Below are 25,817 nucleotides of genomic sequence, written 5' to 3'. Positions count from 1 at the left end.
ACGGTTCGCGGTAATTTTACGCAGTCTTACTGTAACAAACCATGTTTCCCTTATTCTTTAAGACAACTTCAATCAAAAAAACAAATACATGAGCCGTTTTTTAGTATTCGTACTACTTTTCTCTTTTACAGTAAATTGCATTGCTCAAGACAGTATTTTCAAAAAAACATACAACATTAAACGTACGTCAACGCCGCCAAAAATTGATGGTGTTTTAGACGATGACGTTTGGCAAAATGCAGATGTTGCAACCGATTTTGTTCAGTTTAGACCTGCCATTGGAAATACACTTCCCGATTATCAAAAGACAACGGTAAAAATGACCTACGACGATAAAGCTATTTATGTAGCTGCGTATTTGCGTGATAAACCCGAAGATATCATGCGTCAATTTACGAGTCGTGACAATTTTGGAATCAACGACTTTTTTATCATTGCGATTAATCCGAATAATGACGGACAAAATGATACGTATTTTGTAGTGTTTCCTAACGGTGGACAGGCAGATGCAATTGCCAATCCGTCCATTGGAGAAGATTACAGTTGGAATGCCGTTTGGCAAAATGCTACCAAAGTTGTGGCAGATGGTTGGATTGTAGAAGTGAAAATTCCGTACCGAGCGCTACGTTTTACGAATCAAGAAGAGCCAACTTGGGGAATTCAATTTCACCGACAGTTTCGAAAAACACGAAAACAATACACGTGGAATCCGTTTGACCCAACCAAAGGCTATATCGGTTTGTATGCAGGAGAAATGAAAGGTTTACGCGACATTCAGCCGCCAACACGTTTGATTTTATATCCGTTTGCGTCTACTGTAATCAATTCGTTTGATGGCGTTACGACAGATGAATATAATTTCGGAATGGATGTAAAGTATGGAATTACCGAAAATTTTACGTTGGATGCGACGCTTGTCCCCGATTTCAGTCAAGCTGGATTTGACAATTTACAACTAAATTTAGGGCCTTTTGAACAGACGTTTTCTGAGCAACGGCAATTTTTTACTGAAGGCGTCGATTTGTTTAACAAAGGAAGTTTATTTTTCTCGCGTCGTATCGGAAATGCTCCTTCTGGAAGTGTAGATTTAGCCGATAATGAAGAATTGGTCAATTCGCCCGACAAAGTCAAATTAATCAATGCCGTGAAAGTTTCTGGACGCACCAAAGACGGATTGGGAATTGGTTTTTTTAACGCCATTACCGAAGTCACCAAAGCAACCGTTCGAAACAACGACACAGGCGAATTTCGCCAAGAAGTCGTAGAACCGTTGACCAATTATAATATTTTAGTGGTTGATCAACAATTCAATCAAAATTCATCCATCAGTCTTATCAACACAAACGTTACACGTGATGGAAGTGGTTTTAGAGACGCCAATGTTACGGGACTTGTGGCGGATTTGGTCAACAAAAAAAATACGATGAGTATTGCTACGCGCTTGCGTATGAGCAATCGAAATTTACCTACCGGAACTGAAACTGGGTTGAATTCATTTTTTGCTATTCGTAAAATAAACGGAAAGTTTCGATACAGTTTTGATCACAGTTTTTCCAATACCAAATACGACATCAACGATTTAGGATTGAACTTTCGAAACAACTTTAACAACTTCGGAATTGATGCATCATATCAAATTTTTGAACCGACAGAAAAGCTGAATAATTTTAGAATCAATACGTGGGTAAATTACAATCGTTTGTACGATCCGAATGTCTTTACAGGAACGAATTTTGGTGTAAATGTATTTGCTGTGTCTAAGAAAAGTTTGATGGCATTTGGTGCTGATGCTAGTTTTGCGCCAGGAAAACAATACGATTATTTTGAACCGCGCGATTTTGAAAATAGACGCTTCTTTATTCGAGAAAATGAATTTTATGCTGGCGGATTTATCTCTACAGATTACAACAAAACCTTTGCATTGGACATGAATGCTAATTTTGCCACATTTTTTGAAGATGATCAAGGATTTACACGATATCGTGTGCGATTGGAGCCTAGAGTTCGTGTGAATGATAAGTGTATTTTGGTGTACAGTTCGTCATTAAATGTAGAAAATAACCGAAGAGGCTACGCCAACGATTCCAACAATTTGGAAGGAGAAATCATTTTTGGGCAACGCGATCAAATTGAGTTGGTCAATAGTATTTCTGCCAATTACAGTTTCAATGCTTTGCACGCGCTCAATTTGACCTTTAGAAACTATTGGACTACCGTAGATTACGACGATACGCCGTATTTTTTACAAGAAAACGGTCGTGTGGTACAATCGCCAAACACTTTTGAAGAATTAAGCTTAGGAAACTCTAACATCAACTTTAGCACTTGGAATTTGGATTTGAGTTATACGTGGCAATTTGGTCCTGGAAGTTTTTTAACGGCGTTGTATCGAAATCAAATTTTCAATCAGTCAGATGCTTCTAAAGCTACGTATTTTGATAGTTTAAATCGTTTGTTCGACGAGCCAATTGATCACACTTTATCTATTCGATTGGTGTATTTTATTGACTTCAATAATGTTAAAGGTCTATTTCAACGTAAAAAAAGAATGACAAATATCAACTCATAAATTGTGCAACACCGCATTAAATAGTACATTTACGCCAATTACACTTTTGGAATGATTACAGCTAAAAATATACGCAAGCAATACGGCGATTTGGAAGTCTTAAAAGGCATCAATTTAGAGATTGAAAAAGGCGAAATTGTTTCCATTATTGGTGCTTCTGGCGCAGGAAAAACTACCTTATTACAGATTTTAGGCACGTTGGATAAAATGGCGTCTAGCAAAGATAGTTCGCTTGTTATCAACGGTGTAAAAACCGAACAACTTTCCGAAACAGCACTAGCAAAGTTCCGCAACGACCATATCGGATTTATTTTTCAGTTTCATCAATTACTTCCAGAGTTTACAGCGATTGAAAATGTGTGCATTCCAGCATTTATTCAACATAAAGACAAAGCGACTGCTGAAAAAAGAGCCAAAGAATTGCTAGATTTTTTAGGATTGGCAAATCGCTACCATCACAAACCCAATGAACTTTCGGGCGGAGAACAACAACGTGTTGCCGTTGCACGCGCACTGATGAACAAACCTGCCATCATTTTTGCAGACGAACCGAGTGGAAATTTAGATTCTGAATCGGCAGAAAACTTACACAATCTCTTCTTTAAACTTCGAGAAGAATTCGGGCAAACCTTTGTCATCGTCACCCACAACAAAGAACTCGCCGACATGGCAGACAGAACCATTGAAATGCGCGATGGGGATATTATTTGAATGTTGAATGTTGAATGTTGAATGTTGAATAAGAAAGTTCGGTTTTTAGAATTACAAAACGTCACTTCGATCTCTATGACAAAAGCAAGTAGTTTTTGTTGAAAATTTTAGTTGCTTTATGGGAAGCTGAATAGAGTTCAGCTTGACGGAAGTATATTTTCAGTTCTAAATAAAAGCCATTAGCACATTTTCAAATTATCAAATTAATACATTGAAAAAAGCGTCACTTCGAGTGAAATTTCGCAGAAATTTAGTATCGAGAAGTACTTTGACACGAATAGTTTCTGAGTACTTCTCGATACAATTTTTCTCCATTTCATTACGAAAATCACTCGAAGTGACGTTTAGCCTCATAGATTTAAGTTGAACATCAAAAAACACTTTTACATTTAAAATTTTACATTTTATATTTAGAATTTCAACGTGCGCAACCTTTTCAGCGTTTCCGTATCTAGCTATAAACTCAACGGATGAAATCAAAAATTCTCAAATTAGTTGTGGCATGTACCTTGCTTCAAATTTGCTTGTATGCTTGCTGCACCGATGTCAACAATATTTTTCTAAGTACCATCGATTTTACGGTGAGAGATATGGCAGATAATGACATTACAAGCGTTACAAATGAAGATTTTAGTTTACTCGCCAAGACGGATTATGATTTTTCGCCCGTAACTTCTTTGATTCGGAAATCCAATTTTATCAATATGGCTTATGCGACAAGTTGCGATGACGAATTTATCATTACCAAATTTGTTACCAATGTAGTGTTGACTGCTGATGTTCCACTTTTCGGAATTGCCGCTGGAAATGCATTAAATGAGCATGTGTTGGTTGGTTTTGGTGTTGTTTCTGAGGAAACTGGTTTTTCTATGAATGATATGAAAGCTGCACTCAACTATGAACTTACCAATCGTTCTGAAGATTACTTTTTAACTTTTGACACTGTAATTCCCACAGAAACCACGGTTACTTTTACATTGACAATCACTTTTGAAAACGACGAAGAATTAGTTCGAACTACAAATTCGGTGACGTTTACGGAGTAATTTGCCTTAAAAATAACGAGCTCATTATTTTACCTTTTTCATCTTATACATTATTACCAAAACTTTGAATATTTAACATCGTTTAATTTTGATAAGAAATTTGATTCGTTTGGGTGAAGAAAAGACTCATCAATAAGATTCATATTGCTATCTATTAGTATATATCTCGGAATTGAAGTTAATTCTACAAATTCTGTAAAGTCGTTACTTTCTGGACTTGTTTTGTCAATCAAATATGTAATTTCTTGATGTAAATTTGTTGTTGTTCTTTTCCAAATTTCTCTTTTTTCATGCTCATCAATGCTAAGGCTTATTACTTTGACATTTTCAGGAAAATCCATAGTTTCCATGAGTTTTATTCCTTCTATACAAGGAACACACCAAGTTGCCCAAAAGTCAATAAGATAATAATCCGAAGGATATTGATTCATAATTTTTGAAAACAAAATTTTATCAAAATCCTTAGAAAACACTTTTAAGTTTTGGAGCTTTTTTTTGAATTCTTTATTATCTAATGGCTGTATTTTTTTTTGAATAAAAGCTGTATCTTTTTGATACAAATCTGTAGTTTTTAACCACGAAATAGCAGCATTATATTTTGGATTTCCTAAATTATTTTCGTGACGCAAAAAATTAAACATTCCTATTGCGAGTACATCGAGATATTCTTTTGAATACTTTTTTAACGTAAGATTCTCATATGTAAAGTCCTCAATTCTATTCTTTACATAATAAAATAATAAATTTGATAATGGTCTACTCGCAATTGGCTTTGAGATGTTTTTTAGAAAGGAATCTATTTCTTTTTCATAAGGGTTTAGTTGTTGAAGTTCATTATAATACAGATAATCATTCAGTGTTTGTAAAACAGTATCTTTTTTAATTATGAAAGATTCTTTAAAACCATGTTTTAGACTGTCTAATGTTTTCTTCAACAATTTTTGATCTTGCTTATTTGAATTCTTTATTTGAAAAGAAATTTGAGAATATGTATTAAAGAGAGAATCCACTAGAATTCCTTCTCTTGAATCTTCTAAAAGAATATTCCCTTGATAATAAGTGAATGCTAAACTCTTGGTTTCCTTTCGAATTAAATAATGATGGCGATGCTTTTTTGGTATTCCATTAATTACAGAAAAACCTAAAAAACTGATAATTTGATTTTCAAAGTTCTTTTTTATTTTATGAGTAATTATTGTATCCTTTTGTTTAGTATTATCAAATTTTAACTCTTCAAAATGAAAATAATTGTTAACCAAATTTAAGTCGGTAAAACCTTTTGTATTAAAAGATATTGAGATTTTTAATGAATCTTCTACTTCTACGTTTATATCCTTTTTGATAGTATTATTTACAGGTATACTACTTTTCTTTTTTTGTTGACAAGCGTACAAAATGATAAAAACACAACACAGATAGCCTAGTTTCCATCTGTTTTTTTTAAGAAGCATCCTCATTATCAATTATTTATTGTCCGAAACCATCGTATTCACAATCATAAAAACACCTAGAAACTCCTTCATTATATATCTCACTTAAACAAAAATTATTTGCGCCTTGAGAAATCTCCTCACCAGTAGAACCAGAAATAAAAACATTAACACTGTCTCGCCCTCCATCTTGATAAATAATAGTAATTCTACAAATATTAGAACCTGCTCTGATGCTTTCCTGTTCTTTTTTGTTGAGTATCGACACTCCTCTTAAATGTAAGATATTTTTTAGCATAATATAATATTTTATGTTTTCAAAGATATTATATTTCTTTAAAAATAAAGTATATTCTTACATATATTTACAACCCATAATCCAACGGCAGCGTATTCGCGATACGCTTGTCGCCCAAAACGCCTCCAAAAGAGATTCTTCGTGGAGGCGAATAATTTCCGTATTTGTTGATGACAAAATCTTTTTCTTTGTCCAGAATAGTCATGAACGATTTTTCAAACCGATCATACACAATCACCAATTTATCTGCGGTGAATGTTACGTGGGTATCTTCGCCCTTTGGCGTGATTTTAAAATACTTATACGGCGGCACAATGAATCCTTTATGAAAGATTTGAAAACCGTTTTCTGTCAATTGTTTTTTGGCTAAAGAACGCATAAAATACAATACCGATTGTCCAAATTCTTTTTCTCTCGCTTTTTGATGTCTTCTACGAACTCTTTTATTGAGTTCTTCATAAAATGTTGCACCTTCAATATACACACTGCGCGTCAATACAAGTCCTGTGTTGGTAACGCTTAAATCCGCTTCAAAGGCTTCCATCGTGTACGAAACCATGTAACCTAAATATTTATTTTTGATGATAATTGGTTTTTCGGCATACGCATGTAGCTTTTGTGTAGTGGGATTGTAAGTCAATTTGATATCGTCCAAATTCAGGATGCGACACTGAAATAGTTCTACGGAAGTGCCAATAAATTCACGCTTAAAAATCGCCATTTTCTTTGCCCTTGACCACGGATCGTTTTCCAAATACACCGTTCCGAGTGCTTGCGGCTTTAATTTTAAATAAATTTTTGCGCCGTTTTCCAGTTCTCTCACATTAAACAACAAGGTTTCATAACCGATAAAACTCACCACTAAAGGCGATTTAGTAGAAGCCTGATAGTTGATGGAAAACTTTCCGTCTTCGTTGGTAGAAGTTCCAATCGTTGTTCCGTCAAAATATACAGAAACACCATACAAAGGTTCTTTGGTTTGTTCGTCAAACACAAATCCTTCCAACGATTGTGCGTGCGATGTTGATACGAAAAAAAGGCATGCAAAAAGACATAATAAAGCGTAGTTTTTTATCATAGTTGTTGTTTGATGGATGGTTCCTAAAATTAATACTTATTTTTGTCAAAAGATTCCGAAATCTTATGAATATAACCGAACTGAAATCCTTTTTAGACGAAAAAGTGTTGGAATACAATCAACCCAAATTCGTGGAAAGTGATCCGATTCAAATTCCCTATCAATTTCACCAAAAAGAAGACATTGAAATTGCTGCTTTTTTAACGGCAACCATTGCGTGGGGCAATCGAAAAATGATCAACAATAATGCCAAAAGAATGATGGAATTGCTCGGTAATTCTCCTTACGATTTTATCATGAATCATACCAAAGAAGACTTAGAAAAGCTGCAATCGTTTGTACACCGAACGTTCAACGGAACGGATTTGATATTTTTTGTAAAAGCATTGAAAAATATTTATAAAAATCACGGCGGATTGGAAGCAGTTTTCGCAAATGCTAGCACAGAAAATCTACAAGAAAGCATTTCACATTTTAAAGAGGTCTTTTTCAGCATTCCGCATCCTGAACGTACGCGAAAACACGTCTCAGACCCCAAAAAAGGAAGTGCTGCCAAACGCATCAATATGTTTCTTCGTTGGATGGTTCGCAACGACAAAGCAGGCGTTGATTTCGGTATTTGGAAATCAATTTCACCTTCGCAATTATCCTGTCCGCTAGACGTGCATTCTGGAAATGTCGCACGCAAATTAGGCTTGCTACAACGCAAACAAAATGATGCTAAAGCTTTACTAGAGTTAGATACAGCTTTGCGAAAATTGGATCCGAATGATCCTGTAAAGTATGATTTTGCATTGTTTGGTTTGGGGGTTTTTGAGAAGTTTTGATGCTAGATTTTTAGACGCGCGTTGCTTTTAGACCGCTTTGCTTTTAGATTTTTAGACTTTTTTTAATGCGTTCCGTATTTTTACTTTGAAAGATGGTTTTTAGTTGTTGGTTTATGGTTTAGAAGTTTTGTTGAAAACAATTCAATAGTTAGCATTTAAAATTTTGAGTTTCAAAGCACTTCTCGATACATTTTTCCTCCGGGAAAACACTCGAAGTGACGTTTTTAATGTGTCAATTTGAAAATTTAACAATGTACCAATGTCTTTGGTTTGTTCATTTATAATTTAGCCAAAAACAATTCAACATTCAACATTCAACATTCAAAAAAAAAACCTCATCAAAATTGACAAGGTTTCTGTAGATGTAATATGTTTACTGTTATTTGACACGATTAAAAACGACGGCATCTTTAGAAAAATCCGTAGGTCTTCCGTAACCGCCACCAAAAGTAAGCGCCATTTGCATTTCGTTTCTCGAATTCATCTTAATAATGCCTTTTAAGCGTCCCATTTCACGTTTCGATTCGTTGTCCATTATGATAAAATCGATTCCTTTAGGATTCGTTCCGCTATTCACGGTATATTTCATAGCCGCATTGATTCCTTGATGGTTGTATGATTTTCCACCCATCGTTTGCCCGTTGAATTCAAAAGTAGCATATCCGTCGCTGGTCAACGTTAAAAAGCCAATATCGCCTTTATCTTTTCCTTTCCATTTTCCCACATAATCACCTCCTGGTGCCGTAAATGAGAACAAAAGCATCAGTGCCACCAACGCGAATGAGAGTTTTTTCAAAATTTTCATAATCAGAATTTTAAGTACGTTTTCTGCCAACAAGATAAATGAATATTTTAATACTTACAATTGTTTTTCTTCACAATAAAAGCGAAACTCAACTATTTTTTACTACTTTTTTAATGTTTTTAAGTGTTGATTTGATATTTACAAGCATTATTTTGACCTTAAAAAGCGTGACATAAGTATTTTTAAGCGTTGATGTAGTTGCTATAAACGTGAATTTAATCCTTAAAAATAGTAATTTACTTCTTGTAAGGAGTCATGTAATGGTTCAAAAGTATACTGTATGGGATTACCCTATGTCAATAAGGGGTACTATTGCTGTTTTCGTCTAAAACTACAATCCAACAACAGCCGCTTCTGCACAGCGTTCGCCGTCCATTGCTGCAGAAACGATTCCGCCTGCATAACCGCCGCCTTCACCACAGGGAAATAGTCCTTTGATTTGTGGATGTTCTAAGTTTTCTTTTCTTGGAATGTTGACAGGCGAAGATGTCCGCGATTCCACACCGACAATATTCGCTTGATCGGTATAATATCCGTTCATTTTTTCGCCAAAAGCAGCAAATCCTTTGCGCAAGCGTCCACCAATAGCTTTCGGTAATAACGAATGTAAGGGAGACGATTGTAAACCAGGTTGATACGACGTCGGATTCAAGTCATTTGATAGTTTTCCTTCTACGAAATCCGTCAATCGTTGTGCAGGCGCTACTTGACTTCGTCCGCCAGCGGTAAACGCCAAACGCTCCAAGTCTTTTTGAAATTCCAAGCCTTTTAAGACGCCGAAGTGTTCGTATTTTTGTAAATCTTTTTCTGCGTTGATTTCCACCACAATTCCCGAATTGGCAAATTTATTATTGCGTCGCGAAGGAGACATTCCGTTCACAACGACTTCACCGTTTGCCGTCGCTGCGGGAACAATAAATCCGCCCGGACACATACAAAACGAATACACACCTCTATCGCGCACCTGATGTACCAAACTGTAGGCTGCGGCAGGCAATAACTCGTTACGTTCGCCTGTGCAATGGTACTGAATGTTATCAATGATTTCCTGCGGATGTTCCACACGAACGCCCATGGCAAACGATTTGGCTTGCAGTGCGATTTGTTTTTTGTGTAATAATTCAAAAATATCTCGCGCCGAATGTCCCGTAGCTAAAATGACGCGCGTTGCCGTGAATTCACGTCCGTCTTGGAGTTGTATGGCTTGTATTGTATTGTTTTTGATGATGAAATCGGTCACGCGTGCTTCAAAATGGACTTCGCCACCGTAGTTGATGATGGTTTCCCGAATGTTTTGCACAATATTTGGCAATTTATTCGTTCCGATATGCGGATGCGCGTCTATCAGAATTTGTTCCGTAGCACCGTGATACACTAGATTTTCAAAGATTCGGCGGACATCACCACGTTTGAGGCTTCGTGTATATAGTTTTCCATCCGAATACGTTCCTGCGCCGCCTTCGCCAAAACAATAGTTAGAATCTTCATTGACAAAGTGCTCTTGGTTGATGGCACGCAAATCGCGACGACGTTCTTGCACTTTTTTTCCGCGCTCCAGTACGACAGGTTTAAAACCCAATTCAATACAACGCAACGCCGCATACATACCTGCAGGACCAAATCCGACAATGTGAATTTCTTTCGCGTTCGACACATCTTTGTAATCAAATTGGTAGTCGCTCGTTTCGGGAACCGTTTCGCCGATAAACACCGCGACTTTATAGTTAAACACAATCAACGGATTGCGAGCGTCAATAGACTTTCGCAATACTTTGATACCGCTTACTTCTTCCCTACTTAAACGCAGTTTTTTAAGTGCTTTTTGCAACAAAATAGCGTCTTGGGTTTCTTCTTCCAGCGTAACGCGCAATTGGATTTCTTTAATCATACTGCGAAGGTATTATTTTTTGTTGTTCGTTGTTTGTTTTTTGTTATTTGTTGTTTGAGTTGGTTAGTTATTGCGTGTATTCGTTTTTGAGTGGTTTATTTTTTGTTTTTACGGGAACCCACATTGTGTATGTCTGGGTTTTGTTATACATTTAGGAAAATAATGGGAAGTTATAACAAAAAAAGTTCCTGTTATTTACTAATTTTAGTATATAAACAGGAATTCCGTATATACATACGTTGGCAGTAATTTGAGAAAACCGAAATGATAGACAAATACGACAAGCAAATAATGTTTGAATATTTATGGAAAACCATCAATTTCTTTTACGGAATTATGATTTTGCTTTCCATTTTAGTCGGAATTAGGACATTACTTTATTTTCTCGGCGGAATGAAAGATGAGAAATTTAGCGTTAACGGACTTTTAATCGTTTCAAGTTTCATTATTATTTACATCGTTTTAAGAAACCTGACAAAACCATTTTTCGAGAAAAAAATAAATGAAAGAAAGTAAAGCTTTAAAATGGACTTTGATTTCAGTTTGCGGAATTGGAATAGTGCTGACCAGTTTTACTGTGTTATATGAATTACTAATTCCAGACATTTGCTATTATCACACTCACGAAATGAATTCATTTTTGAGTTTATTTTATAGTGCTGGACCAGCAAGTAATGGACATCCAGAACCGAATATTTTGAATTTCATTTTATCATTATTAGTTGGTGGAATAATTGGAAATGAAATTTATAAATTATTGACAAAGAAAACCGAATTAAAAATAAAAACTACTGCCAACACCGTATAAAATTAATTGCTAGTGCAAGCCTATTTATGAAAATCCTCGCGGATTTTCTATCTGGTTTGTATTTGCTAAATTAGGTGCTTAAACCACGCAACTAATCTTATACAATCACGTTGTAGATAATTAAGAAAAACCATATGAAAGCACCTTTAATTTCAATACTTTTCTTTCTTGTGTTTGGTTGTCAGTCAAACTCACAATCTATATCAGCCGACAATATCAAAGAAGGATGGAAATATTTTTTTGATGAGGAATTTGAAAAATCAAAGATTCATTTTGAAAAACTGCACCGGGCTGACTCAAACAACATTGAAGTTAATGAAGGCTTATTCTATTCCACTTCACTTTTAGATGAAAAACTAAAACTTGACGTACTAACCAAACTTCTAGGAGATTCTGAAGAGAATTTTTATAAATATGGAATGACAGCCACGGTTCTCTTAGAATATTACTCTACTCCTGAAACAGATAGAAAAGAACCATTTGATTTTAGTGTAGAGGAATTTGAGGCTTACCATACAGACAGATACCTAAAAGCAAAACATGCTGAAGGACAGTTTAAAAATCAGAAAAAGGTGGGATTATGGAAATATAATAATCTAGGAGGTACATTATATAAGACAATTGATTATTCAGATTCTTCTAATATTCACCTAGTTACATTTTTTAACCAAGACAGAAAAATTAAAGAAGAACTAACTCGGATAGAAGAAAAAGAAGGTAGTACTTCATATTATGTTCTCAAAAGAGTGATTTACTACCAAGAACTGCCAGATAAGATTGCAGAATACTTGTTTGTCTCGAAAGATGGTTTTTGCGTTCTTGACAAAAAAAACCCTGTTAACCTAGATGAAAATACTCCCGATAATGTAATTGAAGAAGAAGTATCATTAGAAGGAACCAAATACTTCATATGGAAAGACGGAATACGAAAGATGTACTTGGAAAAGAAATATTAAAAAAACTATCTACAACACGGTGTATAGTGCATAACCTGCGGGATACGTACCATACACAAACCGTTAGCTTTTATTGCCAATGAACTTCATGAAAAAAATATTTAACAAGAAAAAAATGGACTGCCCAAGATGTTTGGGGAAAGGAAACGTGGATTGGGAGGACATAAAAAGGCTGAATAAAGAACTCAAATGGAGACCTGGAAAATGTGCTTACTGTAACGGAAAAGGGAAAATTAACGAGAATTTTGAGAGTAAAGTTGCTGTTGATACAACTTACTTAACTTCTGACTTGAATAAAGATGAAAGAAACAGAATTATAAGCGGAGATGAACAAGCTATATTAAGAGGAATTCTATTTGAGAAAAAAGCGGATGATTTTATAAATCAAGTAGAGTTTCTGAAATCAAAAGGAAATCTATCAGCAAAAGAGATAGCTGAATTTTATCTGATTCCAGAAAACGAAATGTCGAGCGATGAAAAAGAGGAATTGGAAGATTATATAAAGCGAATAATTGAATTTAAAAACAACAAAAGCTAACATTGGCTATAAACAATTGCTATTACAGGCTTATCCTGAAAATTCCTGCGGAATTTTCAGCTTATAGTTTATTTGCAAAAGTCCGTGCTAACACACGCAACTGTTCATAGCCGAGACCGCAAGCTAAAAAAACCAATCTGAAATAAATGATATTTAAAGGAATTAATGACCAAACTGTTGAATTTAGGATAACTAACTACCAGTTTCCTGAAATAACGGATTGTAAATATGACTCAAATTGGTTATTGGTTTATTTAAAAGTAAAAAGTGATTGCGGAAATTGGGAAACGGTTGCCCCATCACTTTTGACAAGAGATTTAAAAGAAATAATCGAATGGTTTGAGAAACTCTCAAATGACATTGAAACGGATTCTGATTCGCTTGTTTTTATTGAACCGAATTTGGAATTTGAATTAATCAAAAATCAATCGGACTTAAAAACTGTGCGAATTAAATTTGACTTAGAATCTCGTCCAAAAAGTGCAGATGATGAAAAAGAATATTTTGTGGATTGTGAAATGGACAACGCGGAATTGAAAAAAGTTGCGGAGGAATTAATAATGGAATCGAAATCGTTTCCAGAAAGAGCAAGCGGATGAAAAAAAGCCAGCGCACAACAACAATAACCGTTGCACAACCCAATAATTCTACAAAAAACAAGGCATTCCTAGCACTTTTAAGAGTGCTTTTCTTTTGAGTTTTCCTATGGAATCCTAAAATTTGCACCGCTTACAATCAACTACACTGACCAAATAGTGACTTTATTTTGAAAATAACTAAATCAAGTGAGTTTACATTTTTTTAGTGAATTTAAAATATTTCCTCCAGCTATTAGAAATAAAAAAGTCACACTAATTATAGTATGACCTTTAGAAACTCTTTTAAACCCTATAAATATCGCTGCAACAACGACTTCAACTTATTATACTCCGCAATCCCTTGTGGGTTTTTGGTAATATAATCAATAGTAGCTTGTTGTAATGCGGGTACCATGTTGCAATCAAAAGAATCGTTTATGTTTTGTGGTAAAATGGCTTGTACGCGTACGCCATCTTTAATGCCGCCTGTTTTGATGAGGTTTTCAAATTGTAGGTCTGCCGTAAATTGATTGGCGTACATGAGTAATTCTATCAATCGTCCGCGACCTGTGGATACATTTTCCAAATTGTATAAATCTTCTGCTACCCAATTTGCCGTATTCCAAAAACCATATTTTTGCCCGTACGGTTGCCAATCGTTCACTGCCTGATCGCGAATATTCACGCCGCCATTAAACGGATTGATACCACAACCTATAGAAACTGCTACGACATTACGCACATCAATTCCTTTGTTGCGAATCAAATCTACTCCAGTAATGATTGGATTGTTCGTTACCACGCCACCGTCAATCACCCAACGTTCCGTAGCTGAGGAACGCCCGTTGTTCGTTCCGCCCACATTGGCAATTGGGAAAAAGGTTGGTGCAGCGCTGGTGCCGCGTGCCGCTTCCCACGCATAGTAATTTTCGTTTTTGCTAGCATTTATCGCATTACTCCACGTAAACTGATACGGTCCGTAGTTGACACCTTGTATGGCTTTGGTTTGTTTATGACCGTCACCATTCACAATATAACAAGTTGTAAACACATCACGCACGCGGCTGTTTGGCAAATTGGTCATATTGGTAAATGCATCCCTTAAAGAAAAGGTATCACCAACCAATCCGCGCAAATACACTTCAATTCCCACAGAATTCGTTCCGCCACTATCCGCATAATAATACGGTCCTGTTTCTTTCACAGGCACTAAAATGTCATTGCAATGCTGTAAGTAAATATTTTGAATTTCAGCAGCGGTTCTCGGCACGGAAACTTTTAAATTTGATGATTGTATTTTTGGTGTCGTCAATCCCACAGAAATAATTCCGCCTGTAGACGTTCCGCCAATCATGTCAAACATTTGGTAAATTGGTTTTCCCATGTCTTTTTCCAACTGTGCTAAGATGGTTGCAGGCACAATTCCCTTTACGCCTCCGCCATCAATGGTGAGTAATAAGATACTTTTGCTTGCTGTTGGCGTTCCTTCTACTAGTGTTGCATCTGAAGTTGTTTTGGAGTTGGTTGCTTCTTTAAGTTTGTCGCACCCTATTAAAAATAGACTCATGCATAAAAGAAATACGATTGATTTTTTTGCTTTCATATACACATATTGTTAGTTTATAATTTACTGATTATTAAGCTATTTAAAAATACGTATCGTTGATAGTTTAAACTAGCGTAGTTTTACGTGGTTTTATAATCATTATTTATAATGTTCGTTTTTATTATTTTTTATGATTTTAAATTGTAATATTTTTATTATTTTTAAAGAAGGTTTTAAGTGTTATATCAAGAATAACATTTCAACACTTTTGTTTCGGATTTATTTGTAATTAAAAAATAACCAAAAATTATAAGGGAAAGGTCGCCACTAACCGCCCAAGACCTTAATGGGGCACAAAAACCAATTTTAATTATGAAAAATTTAATGTTAACCTGCGCGTTCTTATTAGCAGCGACTTTCTCGTTTGCTGGAGAATCAAACCAAACAGTAACTGAAGCAGAAGCTGCTGCTTGTATTCCAGCTACATTATCATGTGGAATTGAAGGTATTGCCTGTGGTGATACCCTTGAAGACATTATTGATATTGTGTTAATAGCAGACGATATTCTTTGCTAAGAACATCAATGTATAGTAGAATCTGTCTACTTTTTGTGGACAGATTCGTTTTTTAAATTATTTATGACTTAACCTCACATTATACCATGCAAAAGTTATTTTTTATTTTCTTATGTTTCGTTTCCTTTTCTGCCACAGCGCAAAAAGACAATGCAAAAATTTATAAATTTACCTATCAACTTGTATATCAATCAGACTCTACGGATGTGTATAGCAAACAGGTTGAAGATATGCTATTGTTTACCAACTCTAAAGAATCCGCCTTTTTGAGTAAGAATGGTTTTGAGCGCGATTCTATCATACAAGAACTAAAAAATAATCCTGAACTTGCTGCAAATGGTATTAATGCATCCATGTTTCCTAAGACACGATTCAATTATAAAATTATAAAGCATTACGGAAAAGATGATTTTGTGTATTACGACAAGATTTTTAAAGATTATTTTATGTATAAAGAATCTAAAAAATCGATTCCGTGGAAAATTACTACTGAGACAAAAACCATCAACGGTTTTAAATGTCAAAAAGCAACGACTTCGTACGCTGGTAGAGATTACACCGCTTGGTTTTCCAACGAAATTCCGATTACTGACGGACCGTATAAGTTTTACGGACTGCCAGGATTGATTGTCAAAATTTCAGATGCAAAAGAACATTATGTTTTTGAATTGAAGAAAAAAGCAACTGTTGCTAAAATGCCTTCCGTAGTAGACAATAGCAAACCGATTTACGAGGTAACGCGTGCCACATTTAGAGAAAAAATGAACGAATACAAAGAGAATGCTGTTGAGCGCATTTCACAATCAGGATTTACGCTAAATGATGAATACAAGGCACAAGTTCGCGCAAAACTTAAAAAAAGAAACAATCCTATTGAGTTGAGTAATTAAGTGCGTATGCGTGTTCTTTTTTGTATCTCTTGTTGGCTGTTTGCTTGTTGTTGTTTTGGGCAAACTACCATAAGTGGACAAATTTTTAATGAAAAAAATGAGCAACTTCAAGGAGCAACTGTAGTGGTTTCTGCCGTTGGTGAAGATGTGATTAGAGCGTATGCTATTTCTAATGAAACAGGCGCATATGAAGTGAATGTTTCTGCAACGCTTGATTCTTTACAAATCAATGTTTCCTTTATTGGATATGCCAAACAGACGAAAATTATTGCGAATACGTCTCAAAAATTAAATTTCACCCTTGTCACTTCTACCGAAGATTTGAAAGAAGTCGTAATTGAAAATGCTCCAATAACGAAAAAAGGAGATACGATTAATTATGCCGTAAACTCGTTTAAAAATCAAAAAGACAGAGTCATTGCCGATGTGTTGAAAAAACTTCCAGGTATTGAAGTTTTGAACGATGGAAAAATTCTTTATCAAGGGAAACCTATACAAAAATATTATATTGAAGGACTCGATTTGCTCGAAGGAAAATACAATCTTGCTAATAACAATTTACCCGCAAACTCCGTTTCGAAAGTACAAATTTTAGAAAATCACCAACCAATCCAGTTATTGGATAGCTTGGTTTTTTCGGACAGAGCTTCGTTAAATATCAAACTCAAAAAAGACATCACCGTCACAGGAGTTGCCCGATTGGGTAGCGGATTTTCGCCATTTCTATGGAATGTGAATGTCACGCCGATGTTATTCTCCAAAAACAAACAACTTATTACTTCCTATCAAACAAATGCTACGGGTAAAAATATTTCCAACGAAATAAAAACACTGACGCTAGAAGATTTACTGGACGAATTTGAAAACAATACTGAAAAAAGAGATTGGGTTGGTATTGTGGAGCTTTTTCCGCCTTCTTTTTCCGAAAAATATTGGTTGGACAACAACGCACATTTAGTCACAGCAAATTATCTCACGCGAATTGAAAAAGATGTCAATTTAAAAGTGAATGCTTCGTATATCAACGACGTTCAGCGGCAAATTGGAAACACACAAACGACTTTTTTTACGCCAACAGACACCATTAATATTACTGAAATCACCAACAATTCGCTCTTTACAAACGCGTTAAAAAGTTCGTTGATTTTCTCCAAAAACACTAAAAAGAAATATTTAAAAAATACCCTAACCTTTGATAATTACTGGAATTCGCAACGAGGAAACGTACTATTGAATAACGAACAAATTTTGCAAGAAGCGGAAATTCCGTTTACGAATCTGAGCAATAAATTCAAGTTGTTGACACCTTTCGGTGAAAAGATTATTACGCTGCAATCTATCGTAACATATACAAAATCACGACAAAATTTACACGTGTCGCCAGGTCAGTTTGAAGATATTTTCAATGCGGGCAATGCTTTAGATAATATTAACCAACGTGTGACACACGAAAATATTTACACCAACAATCGTGTCAGTTTTACGAAAAAAATTAAGCGATTTACCTTGATTCCGAAAGTTGGATTTTCGTTGCTGCATCAAACTTTAGACAGTCGCATTGCTACTTTTGAAAACAATCAGGAAACTGTTTTTTCAGAAGATTCTCAAAACGATTTGCAATTTACCCAAACAAGTTTTTACACCACTTTGCTTTCACAATACGAAAAAGAAACGTGGAAACTCGCGCTAGAAACACCTGTAAAATTGTTGCTGTTTGATAGAAATGACGCTTTGGAAGCTTCAAGAACGCAAGACCTCAACAGACTCATCTTTGAACCAAAATTGACTGTGAAAAAAGACCTCAACGCCTTTTGGAAAGCAAGTTTGTCTATGAATATATCCAATGATTTTGGAGATTTAGACCAGTTGTATTATGGTTTTATTTTGAATAATTACAGAAACATTCAACGCTATAACAATCCGATATTAGAAAAAGTAAGCGGAAATACTTCTATTGGGTTTTCATATAGAAATCCTGTTTCTTCACTATTCATCAATAGCTATTATACATATGCGAATACGCAACAAAATTTACTTTTTGGAAACACCGTAAATGCAGATGGAACGTCCAAGTTTGGCTTTTTTGAACAGGATAACACCATCCAAACACACAGTTTTAACATCAAAGCCAGTAAGTATTTTAGCAAATTGAAAACGAATATCACACTTGGTAGTAATTTCTATATTGATCAAAAAGACCAATTTTTAAATGGAATTCTTGCCAATACCACGACAAACAGTATTCTTTTTCAGGGAAAATTGGTCACAAATCTCACGGATTGGTTAAATATTACCTACGAAAACAACACTTCAATTTCCAACACCAAGTTCGAAAACCAACGCTTTGATACCATTACGAACCAAGAACACATCGGAAATCTGAACATTTTCCCAAGCGAACATCAATTCATCGGTTTGGACTTGACCTATTACAAAAACAACATTTCCAATCAGCCACAAGAAAACTACTTTTTGGACTTTACTTACCGATACACTTTCAAGAAAAGTAAAATCGATATAGAACTCAATTGCAGAAACCTCTTCAATTCCGATCAATTCAGAACCATCCTCAATAATGCGTTTTCATATACGCAAAGCAGTTATATCCTTCGCCCGCGACAAGTGTTGTTGAGTACGAAGTTTAATTTTTAGGGTGTTGATTTTTTGGATTGATTACAAGAAGCCTTTTGATTCACTTTAAAAATAATATAAACAGAAACTAAATTTTTGCTATTATGGTTTCCCATAAAAAAACATTAAATCTTCTTGTTACATTAGCAGTGGAATTTAAAACAGAAAACTATGGCACCAACTAAAAAATGCTGGGATTGTGGAGAAACTATGTATATTGACAATGAAGAAAAGACTCCAAAAGGAACATATGTTACCTACATATGTAGAACATATAGTTGCAGAAACTCTGAGAAAGTTTTCATAGATGATTAAAAATAAAACTTCATTTTTTTTAATTCATCGAATAGGAAGTATCCCTTTTAACAAACCTTTATCAACCACAAACCATACTAAAATAAAATTAAACGTTTATATTTGAATAAATGTTTAGTTCCGAATGCAATTCAAAAACCCAGAAGTACTTTACGCGTTATTTTTACTCCTAATTCCTATTTTAGTTCACCTATTTCAGTTGCGTCGTTTTGAAAAAACTGCGTTTACGAATGTGAAGTTTCTACAAAACGTGATTCTGCAAACACGTAAAAGTTCGCAACTTAAAAAATGGCTGATTTTAGGGACGCGATTGCTCGCTATTGCGGGATTGGTCTTTGCGTTTGCACAACCGTATTTTGCAAATCGAGATATTGTGAAAACGGACAAAGAAACCGTGATTTATCTTGATAATTCGTTTAGCATGCAAAGCAAAGGTGAAAAAGGCGCCTTGCTGAAACGTGCAGTGCAAGAACTACTAAATACGGTTCCCGAAGAGGAAGAAATCTCACTATTTACGAATACGGAAACGTTCAAAAATACAACGATAAAAAGCATTCGAAACGAATTGTTACAATTGGACTATTCACACGAACAAGAAGCGATTCCATCTGTGTTGTTAAAAGGTCGGAAGTTGTTTTCCAAACAAGCGAATTCGGTAAAAAACCTGATTCTTATTTCAGATTTTCAACAAAATGAACCCTTACAAACACAAACAGATAGTACGTTCACGACAAATTATGTACAAGTAAAACCCGCGAATGCCAATAATATCGCCCTCGACAGTCTGTATATTGCCGAACAAGACGCAAATACGGTAAAAATTGCGGTTGTACTCAAAAATTCAGGCGTTCCTGTGCAAGATGTGCCCGTTTCGTTGTACGACGGTGAAACGCTGATTGCAAAATCGTCTGTGAATTTGGACGCGCAAAAAAGTTCGGAAGTGAGTTTTTCAATTCCTTCCAACAAAATCATTCAAGGAAATATTCGCATTGATGATACGAGTTTGCAATTTGACAACAATTTGTTTTTCAACATCAACAAACCTGAAAAAATCAACGTGTTGGCTATTAATGAAGCGGATGATGAATTCCTTCAAAAATTATACACAGAAGACGAGTTCAACTTAACTTCTTCACCCTTAAATCAACTGAATTACAACGAAATTGCTACGCAACAATTGATTGTGCTGAATGAACTAAAAACCATTCCGAATCCGTTGTTGACCGCACTGAGAAGTTTCAAGCAAAATGGCGGTTCACTCGTGATTATTCCCGCTAAGGAAAGTAATCTCGCCAGCTATAACGAACTTTTACAAGCGACAAATTTTAGCGCATTACAAGAAGTTGTTGATATCACAGAAAAGAAAATTACCAACATCAACTTTTCGCATCCGTTATTTACCAATGTGTTTGAAAAAGAAGTGACAAACTTCCAATATCCAAAAGTCAATCACTACTTTTCTTTGGCAAGTACGGCAGCGATTTTACGCTTTGAGAACAATCTGCCATTTTTGGTAGCGAATAATGAAATCTATGTATTTACAGCTGCTGTCAATCGTGAAAACTCCAACTTTCAAAGTTCGCCGCTCATTGTTCCTATTTTCTATAATATTGCGAAAAACAGTCTGCGATTAACGAATTTATATTATACGCTTGGACGCGAAAATGTCGTGGATGTGCAAACGTCGCTGACACAGGATGCTGTTTTGACAATTTCAAATCTGGAAGAAGAATTCATTCCATTGCAACAAACATCTAACAATAAAGTTCGCTTGACGACGGACGAATTTCCAACAAAAGCAGGGATTTACAGCATTAAAAATCAAAACACGGAATTGCAGCAAATCAGCTATAACTTTTCGAGAAACGAAAGCGATTTACAGTATCACAATCTTGCCAATTTGTATCCCGAAAATACACATACAAGCGTGGCGCAATTTTTTGAAGAATTAAAAAATGAACAGTCCGTAGCTTCGCTTTGGAAATGGTTTGTTATTTTTGCGTTGGTATTTTTAGGAATTGAAATGCTAATTTTAAAATTCGTCAAATGAACCTCATCATAAAATCCGCCACTATCATTGACAAAACGAGTGAACATCATGGCTCACAAAAGGATATTTTGATAGAAAACGGAGTGATCACCCAAATTGCAACTTCCCTTGAAAATTCGCAAAACTACGAAACCATTTCGCTGGAGAACCTACACATTTCTCAAGGTTGGTTTGATAGCAGCGTAAGTTTGGGAGAACCTGGATTTGAAGAACGTGAAACGATTGAAAACGGTCTAAAAACCGCTGCCAAAAGTGGTTTTACTGCGATTGCGGTAAATCCGAACGCACATCCAATTGCAGATACCAAAGCGGATATTTCATATTTAAAAAGTAAAGCCTTTGGAAATATTGTGGATTTACATCCGATTGGCGCACTAACCAACGCTAGCAAAAGTGTGGATTTGGCTGAAGTATTCGATATGAAAAATGCAGGTGCCGTAGCGTTTGGCGATTATCAAAAAGCAGTGAAAAACCCGAATTTACTCAAGATTGCGTTGTTATATGCAGATAATTTTGATGGTTTGGTCTTGTCGTTTCCGCAAGAAGACGACATTGTGGGAAAAGGCATTGTTAACGAAGGATACAACAGTACGCGACTAGGCTTAAAAGGAATGCCTTCCTTGGCGGAAGAACTACACGTGGCACGCGATTTATTTTTGTTGGAATACACCAAAGGAAAACTACACATTCCGACGATTTCTACCGCGAAATCTGTGGAATTGATTAGAAAAGCAAAAGCAAAAGGCTTGAATGTAAGTTGCTCGGTTGCCATTCACAATTTGGTACTAACTGATGACGAATTGGAAGGCTTTGATACCAATTACAAAGTATTGCCGCCATTACGCACCGAAAACGACCGAAAAGCGTTGATAGCAGGTATTGAAGACGGCACTATCGATATGGTGACTTCTGACCACAATCCGATTGACGTAGAACATAAAAAAGTAGAATTTGACAACGCACTGTACGGAACCATTGGTTTGGAAAGTGCTTTTGGTGCGTTGCAAACAATTTTTGATACCGAAACGACTATCAAAATGTTAAGCGCAGGAAAAGAGCGATTTGGCGTAGAAACGTCCGCTATTGCGGTTGGACAAACGGTAAATTTGACACTTTTCAATCCTGAAGGAAGCTATACTTTTAGCAACGAGCACATTCACAGTAGTTCGCAAAACTCCGCTTTTTTAGGCAAAAAACTAAAAGGAAGTGTTTATGGAATCGTTCATAAAAACCAAAAACTAATTTCATAATGGATTCAAAAACGATAGAAGCTGGACGACAAACCGCCATGATTTCGTATTTGACACTCATTGGACTCGTCATTGCGTATTCGATGAACATGGAAACCAAAAACAAATTTGCAGCCATGCACATTCGCCAATCGCTCGGATTGAACATACTCTTCTACTCCATCGCGATTTTTATTGGTTATTTTAACAGTTGGCTGGTTTCAGGACCTTTTTACGTGTTTTTCGTCGTACTTTGGACATTCGCATTTGTCAACGCCATTCAACGTGAATACCGACCAATTCCAATTGTAGGCGACTATTTTCAGGAATGGTTTAAATCTATTTAATTAAAAAACTATGGAAGCAAAAAAACTTTCACTACATCATATCATCAGAACACCCAAAGACGGCGCTGAAAACGCACCTGTTATCATTTTGTTACACGGTTACGGCAGTAATGAAGAAGATTTGTTTTCGTTTGCCTCAGAATTGCCTGAACATTTATTTGTGATTTCGGCACGCGCGCCGCGCGATTTACAACCGTATGGTTATTCTTGGTATGATATTCATTACACAGCAACGGAAAAAATCAGCAACGACGAACAAGCGATTGAATCGAGAGATTTGGTAGCGCAATTTATTGATGAAGTGGTGGAAAATTATTCTGTTGATGCGAATAATGTAACCTTGTTAGGATTCAGTCAGGGAACGATTTTGAGTTATGCTGTCGCGTTTACGTATCCTGAAAAAATAAAAAATATTGTCGCGCTCAGTGGCTATTTGAATCATAAGATTTTTGATTTTAGTGATGATAAAAACTACGAACACCTACACTTTTACTGTTCTCACGGAAGTGTAGACCAAGTCATTCCCGTAGCTGCCGCACGTTTGATTGAACCATTTATGAAAGAACACGGATTGAATTACGTGTACGAAGAATATCCTGTAGGACACGGCGTAGCACCGCAGAATTTTTATTCGTTTAAAGCTTGGTTATTGAAACAGATTTGAAAAAAACTTTATCTAAACTTTAATTAGTATATATTTCTTACTTTTATAAAGTGTATATTTTCTTATACAACAATTATACTTTATATCATAAGAAATGAAAGATTTGCTTAAAGATGTTGTAGTTTACGTTTGTAAATTATTGGGATGCCCAGAAAATATTCAAAGTGAAATATTACTTGGTATTGCCTTACTGTTTATTCTTATTATAGTGCTTTCTTATTTATGGAAAGGAATAATGTTATTAATTAAATGGAGAAATAAACTACTATTAAATAAAAATTTAAAACCTTATTTCACTTCTTCTGATGTAAAAAAATACACTAAACACTATATTACTCAATATTATCAAGATATTTCTCCTTCTAATGAAGAGGAACCTAATCCTCGACACATTGGTGCTGCAAGGCAAAAAATCATAAAATTATTTATTAATGAAGTTTTTAAAGAAAAATCTTTAAATAAATATTTCATAATACTTGCGGGAGCTGGTATGGGTAAAACAGCTTTTATGATTAATCTATATTTAAAGCATATAAATCAATTCAATACCTTTTTTTCAAGACAGAAATTAAATATCAAACTATTTCCTTTAGGAGCTAAAGATATTCTTGAAAAGATTAAGTCCGTTCCTAATAAAAACAATACAATTCTACTCTTAGATGCACTTGATGAAGATACCAAGGTATTAAAAAATTATGATGAAAGAATGTCTACGATTCTAGATGTATGTAATGAATTTAATATTGTAGTAATTACATGTAGAACACAATTTTTTTCAAATGAGCAAGAAGAACCTTATGAAACTGGACAATACTCTTTTGGAGAAAGTGGTCATTACTATTTTAGAAAAGTATATTTATCTCCTTTCAATCATTTAGATATAAAAAAATATATTAATAAAAAATTCAAATTTTATCAGTTAAACAAAAAAAGAAATGCCCGAAAGATAATAGTAAAATCTCAAAGCCTCTTAGTTAGACCGATGTTGTTATCACATATTGAAGATTTGATTAAGATTAAAAAGAAACGATTAACAACTTTCTACATATATGAGGTCCTAATCAATAAATGGTTAGATAGAGAGTCAAAAAAGCCAGGAATAGATATAAAATTTGGATCTACAGAAAAGTATAAAGAATTATTAAAAAACTTTTCAATAGGCTTATCAAAAAAAATGTATGATGACATTCATGAAAAAGGACTTCTAATACATCATTCTTCAAATTTTGATGTTAATGGATTCGATATTTCTATACTAGAAAGTGAGTTTCTTAATAATAAATATAGTTATATAAAAAGTAAATCTCTATTAAACAGAGACTCTGCTGGTAATTATAAGTTTTCTCATAAATCTATTTTTGAGTATTTTTTTACTTTAAATATTATTCAAAATCCAAAAAGTATATATGATATTAATTTTAATTCACTAGAAGTAACTGAGTTATTTCTAAAAGAGTTTTTTAAATCAACTAATGCCCCTCCTGAAGAATTTATCAATTATTATATGTTTGACAGTAAATTAGGTACAAAATATATTGATATCAAATATTTTGTAAAAATTAGACATAAAAAAATATTCTTAGTCAAAAATGACTATAAAAAAACCATTAATAATTTATTAAATTTAGAGAGAAATTATGATTGTATAATTGTTTATGATGGTAGCATAAGGATATTATATTCCTTGGTGTTACTATATGAGAAATTAGGAGAAGATTTATTGTTAAAAATATCAAAAAATCTTGATAAAAATATTCTTTTATCTACTACTCCACAAGTAGGACTTTTAAAGAAAAGACTAATAAATTATATTAAAAACTCTTACATAAGTAATGCCTTATCAGGTTTAGACTTTATAGGAATTAGGCATGTAGATAAGAAACTTAATGATGATAAAATAATTCCTCAGCTTTTAGAATTACAAGAACTCATAATCTTTATAAAAAAAATGCAAAAAGAACATCCTGAAATAACATTTTATTATTAAAGTAATGCACAAATTATATCATGGTAAAGAAATCTTAAAATTATTTAATA

At 34.7% G+C, this 25,817-nt stretch carries 22 protein-coding genes; 16 read left to right on the top strand and 6 right to left on the bottom strand.

Translation table 11 applies throughout. The features are described from left to right. Positions 1 to 88 precede the first annotated feature (88 nt). The 3 genes from C8N46_RS05900 to C8N46_RS05885 all read left to right on the top strand — a co-directional run bounded on the left by C8N46_RS05900 (position 89) and on the right by C8N46_RS05885 (position 4,326). Complete coding sequence (locus tag C8N46_RS05900; protein WP_108113948.1) at positions 89 to 2,569, top strand: DUF5916 domain-containing protein; 2,481 nt, start codon at positions 89 to 91, stop codon at positions 2,567 to 2,569. 51 nt (positions 2,570 to 2,620) lie between these two features. After that, positions 2,621 to 3,280: an ABC transporter ATP-binding protein gene (locus C8N46_RS05895; protein ID WP_108113947.1), complete on the top strand. Its 660-nt coding sequence runs from the start codon at positions 2,621 to 2,623 to the stop codon at positions 3,278 to 3,280. 470 nt (positions 3,281 to 3,750) lie between these two features. Further along, positions 3,751 to 4,326: a hypothetical protein gene (locus C8N46_RS05885; protein WP_108113945.1), complete on the top strand. Its 576-nt coding sequence runs from the start codon at positions 3,751 to 3,753 to the stop codon at positions 4,324 to 4,326. Positions 4,327 to 4,379: 53 nt separating this feature from the next. On the opposite strand, the gene C8N46_RS05880 is transcribed toward C8N46_RS05885, so the two are convergent. The 3 genes from C8N46_RS05880 to C8N46_RS05870 form a co-directional block, all read right to left on the bottom strand. Continuing rightward, the gene (locus C8N46_RS05880; protein WP_158269085.1) at positions 4,380 to 5,777 is read right to left on the bottom strand and encodes a TlpA family protein disulfide reductase; all 1,398 of its coding nucleotides are present in this window, start codon (positions 5,775 to 5,777) and stop codon (positions 4,380 to 4,382) included. A gap of 16 nt (positions 5,778 to 5,793) precedes the next feature. Further along, positions 5,794 to 6,054 carry a hypothetical protein gene (locus C8N46_RS05875; protein ID WP_108113943.1) on the bottom strand — a complete coding sequence of 87 codons (261 nt, stop codon included), beginning with the start codon at positions 6,052 to 6,054 and terminating at the stop codon, positions 5,794 to 5,796. A gap of 67 nt (positions 6,055 to 6,121) precedes the next feature. Continuing rightward, a complete protein-coding gene (locus tag C8N46_RS05870; RefSeq protein WP_108113942.1) occupies positions 6,122 to 7,132 on the bottom strand; it encodes a carboxypeptidase-like regulatory domain-containing protein in 1,011 nt (336 codons plus the stop codon). 65 nt (positions 7,133 to 7,197) lie between these two features. On the opposite strand from C8N46_RS05870, the gene C8N46_RS05865 reads away from it, so the two are divergent. Then, positions 7,198 to 7,959 (top strand): TIGR02757 family protein, encoded by a 762-nt coding sequence (locus C8N46_RS05865; protein WP_108113941.1) that lies wholly within the window; start codon positions 7,198 to 7,200, stop codon positions 7,957 to 7,959. Between the two features lie 379 nt (positions 7,960 to 8,338). On the opposite strand, the gene C8N46_RS05860 is transcribed toward C8N46_RS05865, so the two are convergent. Further along, complete coding sequence (locus C8N46_RS05860) at positions 8,339 to 8,764, bottom strand: hypothetical protein (protein ID WP_108114133.1); 426 nt, start codon at positions 8,762 to 8,764, stop codon at positions 8,339 to 8,341. A gap of 331 nt (positions 8,765 to 9,095) precedes the next feature. Continuing rightward, complete coding sequence (locus tag C8N46_RS05855; RefSeq protein WP_108113940.1) at positions 9,096 to 10,652, bottom strand: NAD(P)/FAD-dependent oxidoreductase; 1,557 nt, start codon at positions 10,650 to 10,652, stop codon at positions 9,096 to 9,098. A 502-nt stretch (positions 10,653 to 11,154) separates the two neighbouring features. On the opposite strand from C8N46_RS05855, the gene C8N46_RS05845 reads away from it, so the two are divergent. From C8N46_RS05845 to C8N46_RS05830, 4 genes are all read left to right on the top strand, one after another. Next, positions 11,155 to 11,460 carry a hypothetical protein gene (locus C8N46_RS05845; RefSeq protein WP_108113938.1) on the top strand — a complete coding sequence of 102 codons (306 nt, stop codon included), beginning with the start codon at positions 11,155 to 11,157 and terminating at the stop codon, positions 11,458 to 11,460. Between the two features lie 134 nt (positions 11,461 to 11,594). Continuing rightward, the gene (locus tag C8N46_RS05840) at positions 11,595 to 12,416 is read left to right on the top strand and encodes a hypothetical protein (RefSeq protein ID WP_108113937.1); all 822 of its coding nucleotides are present in this window, start codon (positions 11,595 to 11,597) and stop codon (positions 12,414 to 12,416) included. An 88-nt stretch (positions 12,417 to 12,504) separates the two neighbouring features. Further along, on the top strand, positions 12,505 to 12,954 hold the full coding sequence (locus C8N46_RS05835; protein ID WP_245896731.1) for a hypothetical protein: 450 nt from the start codon (positions 12,505 to 12,507) through the stop codon (positions 12,952 to 12,954). A gap of 146 nt (positions 12,955 to 13,100) precedes the next feature. Then, positions 13,101 to 13,553, top strand: coding sequence for a WapI family immunity protein (locus C8N46_RS05830; protein WP_108113935.1), 453 nt, complete (start codon positions 13,101 to 13,103; stop codon positions 13,551 to 13,553). 289 nt (positions 13,554 to 13,842) lie between these two features. Here the strand turns inward: C8N46_RS05830 and C8N46_RS05825 are convergent, their stop codons facing one another. After that, on the bottom strand, positions 13,843 to 15,135 hold the full coding sequence (locus C8N46_RS05825; RefSeq protein ID WP_108113934.1) for a patatin-like phospholipase family protein: 1,293 nt from the start codon (positions 15,133 to 15,135) through the stop codon (positions 13,843 to 13,845). A gap of 315 nt (positions 15,136 to 15,450) precedes the next feature. Between C8N46_RS05825 and C8N46_RS05820 the strand changes: the two genes are divergently transcribed. The 8 genes from C8N46_RS05820 (at position 15,451) to C8N46_RS05785 (ending at position 25,767) form a co-directional block, all read left to right on the top strand. Beyond that, positions 15,451 to 15,654, top strand: a complete 204-nt coding sequence (locus tag C8N46_RS05820; protein WP_108113933.1) for a hypothetical protein — start codon at positions 15,451 to 15,453, stop codon at positions 15,652 to 15,654. A gap of 86 nt (positions 15,655 to 15,740) precedes the next feature. Then, positions 15,741 to 16,544 (top strand): GLPGLI family protein, encoded by an 804-nt coding sequence (locus C8N46_RS05815; protein ID WP_108113932.1) that lies wholly within the window; start codon positions 15,741 to 15,743, stop codon positions 16,542 to 16,544. A gap of 6 nt (positions 16,545 to 16,550) precedes the next feature. Then, positions 16,551 to 19,196 carry a carboxypeptidase regulatory-like domain-containing protein gene (locus tag C8N46_RS05810; RefSeq protein WP_108113931.1) on the top strand — a complete coding sequence of 882 codons (2,646 nt, stop codon included), beginning with the start codon at positions 16,551 to 16,553 and terminating at the stop codon, positions 19,194 to 19,196. Between the two features lie 418 nt (positions 19,197 to 19,614). Then, complete coding sequence (locus C8N46_RS05805; RefSeq protein WP_108113930.1) at positions 19,615 to 21,540, top strand: BatA domain-containing protein; 1,926 nt, start codon at positions 19,615 to 19,617, stop codon at positions 21,538 to 21,540. Then, positions 21,537 to 22,790 (top strand): dihydroorotase, encoded by a 1,254-nt coding sequence (locus C8N46_RS05800; protein WP_108113929.1) that lies wholly within the window; start codon positions 21,537 to 21,539, stop codon positions 22,788 to 22,790. Before C8N46_RS05805 ends, C8N46_RS05800 begins: the two co-directional genes overlap by 4 nt. Beyond that, entirely contained in the window at positions 22,790 to 23,116 is a 327-nt protein-coding gene (locus C8N46_RS05795) for a hypothetical protein (protein WP_108113928.1), read from the top strand. Before C8N46_RS05800 ends, C8N46_RS05795 begins: the two co-directional genes overlap by 1 nt. Positions 23,117 to 23,126: 10 nt before the next feature. Continuing rightward, positions 23,127 to 23,780, top strand: coding sequence for an alpha/beta hydrolase (locus tag C8N46_RS05790; protein ID WP_108113927.1), 654 nt, complete (start codon positions 23,127 to 23,129; stop codon positions 23,778 to 23,780). Positions 23,781 to 23,874: 94 nt separating this feature from the next. Further along, complete coding sequence (locus C8N46_RS05785; protein WP_108113926.1) at positions 23,875 to 25,767, top strand: NACHT domain-containing protein; 1,893 nt, start codon at positions 23,875 to 23,877, stop codon at positions 25,765 to 25,767. Positions 25,768 to 25,817: the final 50 nt, after the last annotated feature.

It is taken from the genome of Kordia periserrulae (assembly GCF_003054265.1).
In the GTDB taxonomy this organism is placed as follows: Bacteria; Bacteroidota; Bacteroidia; order Flavobacteriales; family Flavobacteriaceae; genus Kordia; species Kordia periserrulae.
The sequence above is the reverse complement of the archived record's forward strand: the minus strand, read 5'-3'. Positions and strand labels throughout refer to the sequence as shown.

Excerpts from the sequence above, each read along its gene's own strand:
- C8N46_RS05830 (WP_108113935.1), top strand. The coding sequence starts at position 13,101 with ATGATATTTAAAGGAATTAATGACCAAACTGTTGAATTTAGGATAACT.
- C8N46_RS05785 (WP_108113926.1), top strand. The coding sequence starts at position 23,875 with ATGAAAGATTTGCTTAAAGATGTTGTAGTTTACGTTTGTAAATTATTG.
- C8N46_RS05870 (WP_108113942.1), bottom strand. The coding sequence starts at position 7,132 with ATGATAAAAAACTACGCTTTATTATGTCTTTTTGCATGCCTTTTTTTC.
- C8N46_RS05835 (WP_245896731.1), top strand. The coding sequence starts at position 12,505 with ATGAAAAAAATATTTAACAAGAAAAAAATGGACTGCCCAAGATGTTTG.
- C8N46_RS05895 (WP_108113947.1), top strand. The coding sequence starts at position 2,621 with ATGATTACAGCTAAAAATATACGCAAGCAATACGGCGATTTGGAAGTC.
- C8N46_RS05875 (WP_108113943.1), bottom strand. The coding sequence starts at position 6,054 with ATGCTAAAAAATATCTTACATTTAAGAGGAGTGTCGATACTCAACAAA.
- C8N46_RS05825 (WP_108113934.1), bottom strand. The coding sequence starts at position 15,135 with ATGAAAGCAAAAAAATCAATCGTATTTCTTTTATGCATGAGTCTATTT.
- C8N46_RS05800 (WP_108113929.1), top strand. The coding sequence starts at position 21,537 with ATGAACCTCATCATAAAATCCGCCACTATCATTGACAAAACGAGTGAA.
- C8N46_RS05840 (WP_108113937.1), top strand. The coding sequence starts at position 11,595 with ATGAAAGCACCTTTAATTTCAATACTTTTCTTTCTTGTGTTTGGTTGT.
- C8N46_RS05790 (WP_108113927.1), top strand. The coding sequence starts at position 23,127 with ATGGAAGCAAAAAAACTTTCACTACATCATATCATCAGAACACCCAAA.
- C8N46_RS05820 (WP_108113933.1), top strand. The coding sequence starts at position 15,451 with ATGAAAAATTTAATGTTAACCTGCGCGTTCTTATTAGCAGCGACTTTC.
- C8N46_RS05845 (WP_108113938.1), top strand. The coding sequence starts at position 11,155 with ATGAAAGAAAGTAAAGCTTTAAAATGGACTTTGATTTCAGTTTGCGGA.
- C8N46_RS05885 (WP_108113945.1), top strand. The coding sequence starts at position 3,751 with ATGAAATCAAAAATTCTCAAATTAGTTGTGGCATGTACCTTGCTTCAA.
- C8N46_RS05810 (WP_108113931.1), top strand. The coding sequence starts at position 16,551 with ATGCGTGTTCTTTTTTGTATCTCTTGTTGGCTGTTTGCTTGTTGTTGT.
- C8N46_RS05815 (WP_108113932.1), top strand. The coding sequence starts at position 15,741 with ATGCAAAAGTTATTTTTTATTTTCTTATGTTTCGTTTCCTTTTCTGCC.
- C8N46_RS05865 (WP_108113941.1), top strand. The coding sequence starts at position 7,198 with ATGAATATAACCGAACTGAAATCCTTTTTAGACGAAAAAGTGTTGGAA.
- C8N46_RS05860 (WP_108114133.1), bottom strand. The coding sequence starts at position 8,764 with ATGAAAATTTTGAAAAAACTCTCATTCGCGTTGGTGGCACTGATGCTT.
- C8N46_RS05855 (WP_108113940.1), bottom strand. The coding sequence starts at position 10,652 with ATGATTAAAGAAATCCAATTGCGCGTTACGCTGGAAGAAGAAACCCAA.
- C8N46_RS05805 (WP_108113930.1), top strand. The coding sequence starts at position 19,615 with ATGCAATTCAAAAACCCAGAAGTACTTTACGCGTTATTTTTACTCCTA.
- C8N46_RS05880 (WP_158269085.1), bottom strand. The coding sequence starts at position 5,777 with ATGCTTCTTAAAAAAAACAGATGGAAACTAGGCTATCTGTGTTGTGTT.
- C8N46_RS05795 (WP_108113928.1), top strand. The coding sequence starts at position 22,790 with ATGGATTCAAAAACGATAGAAGCTGGACGACAAACCGCCATGATTTCG.
- C8N46_RS05900 (WP_108113948.1), top strand. The coding sequence starts at position 89 with ATGAGCCGTTTTTTAGTATTCGTACTACTTTTCTCTTTTACAGTAAAT.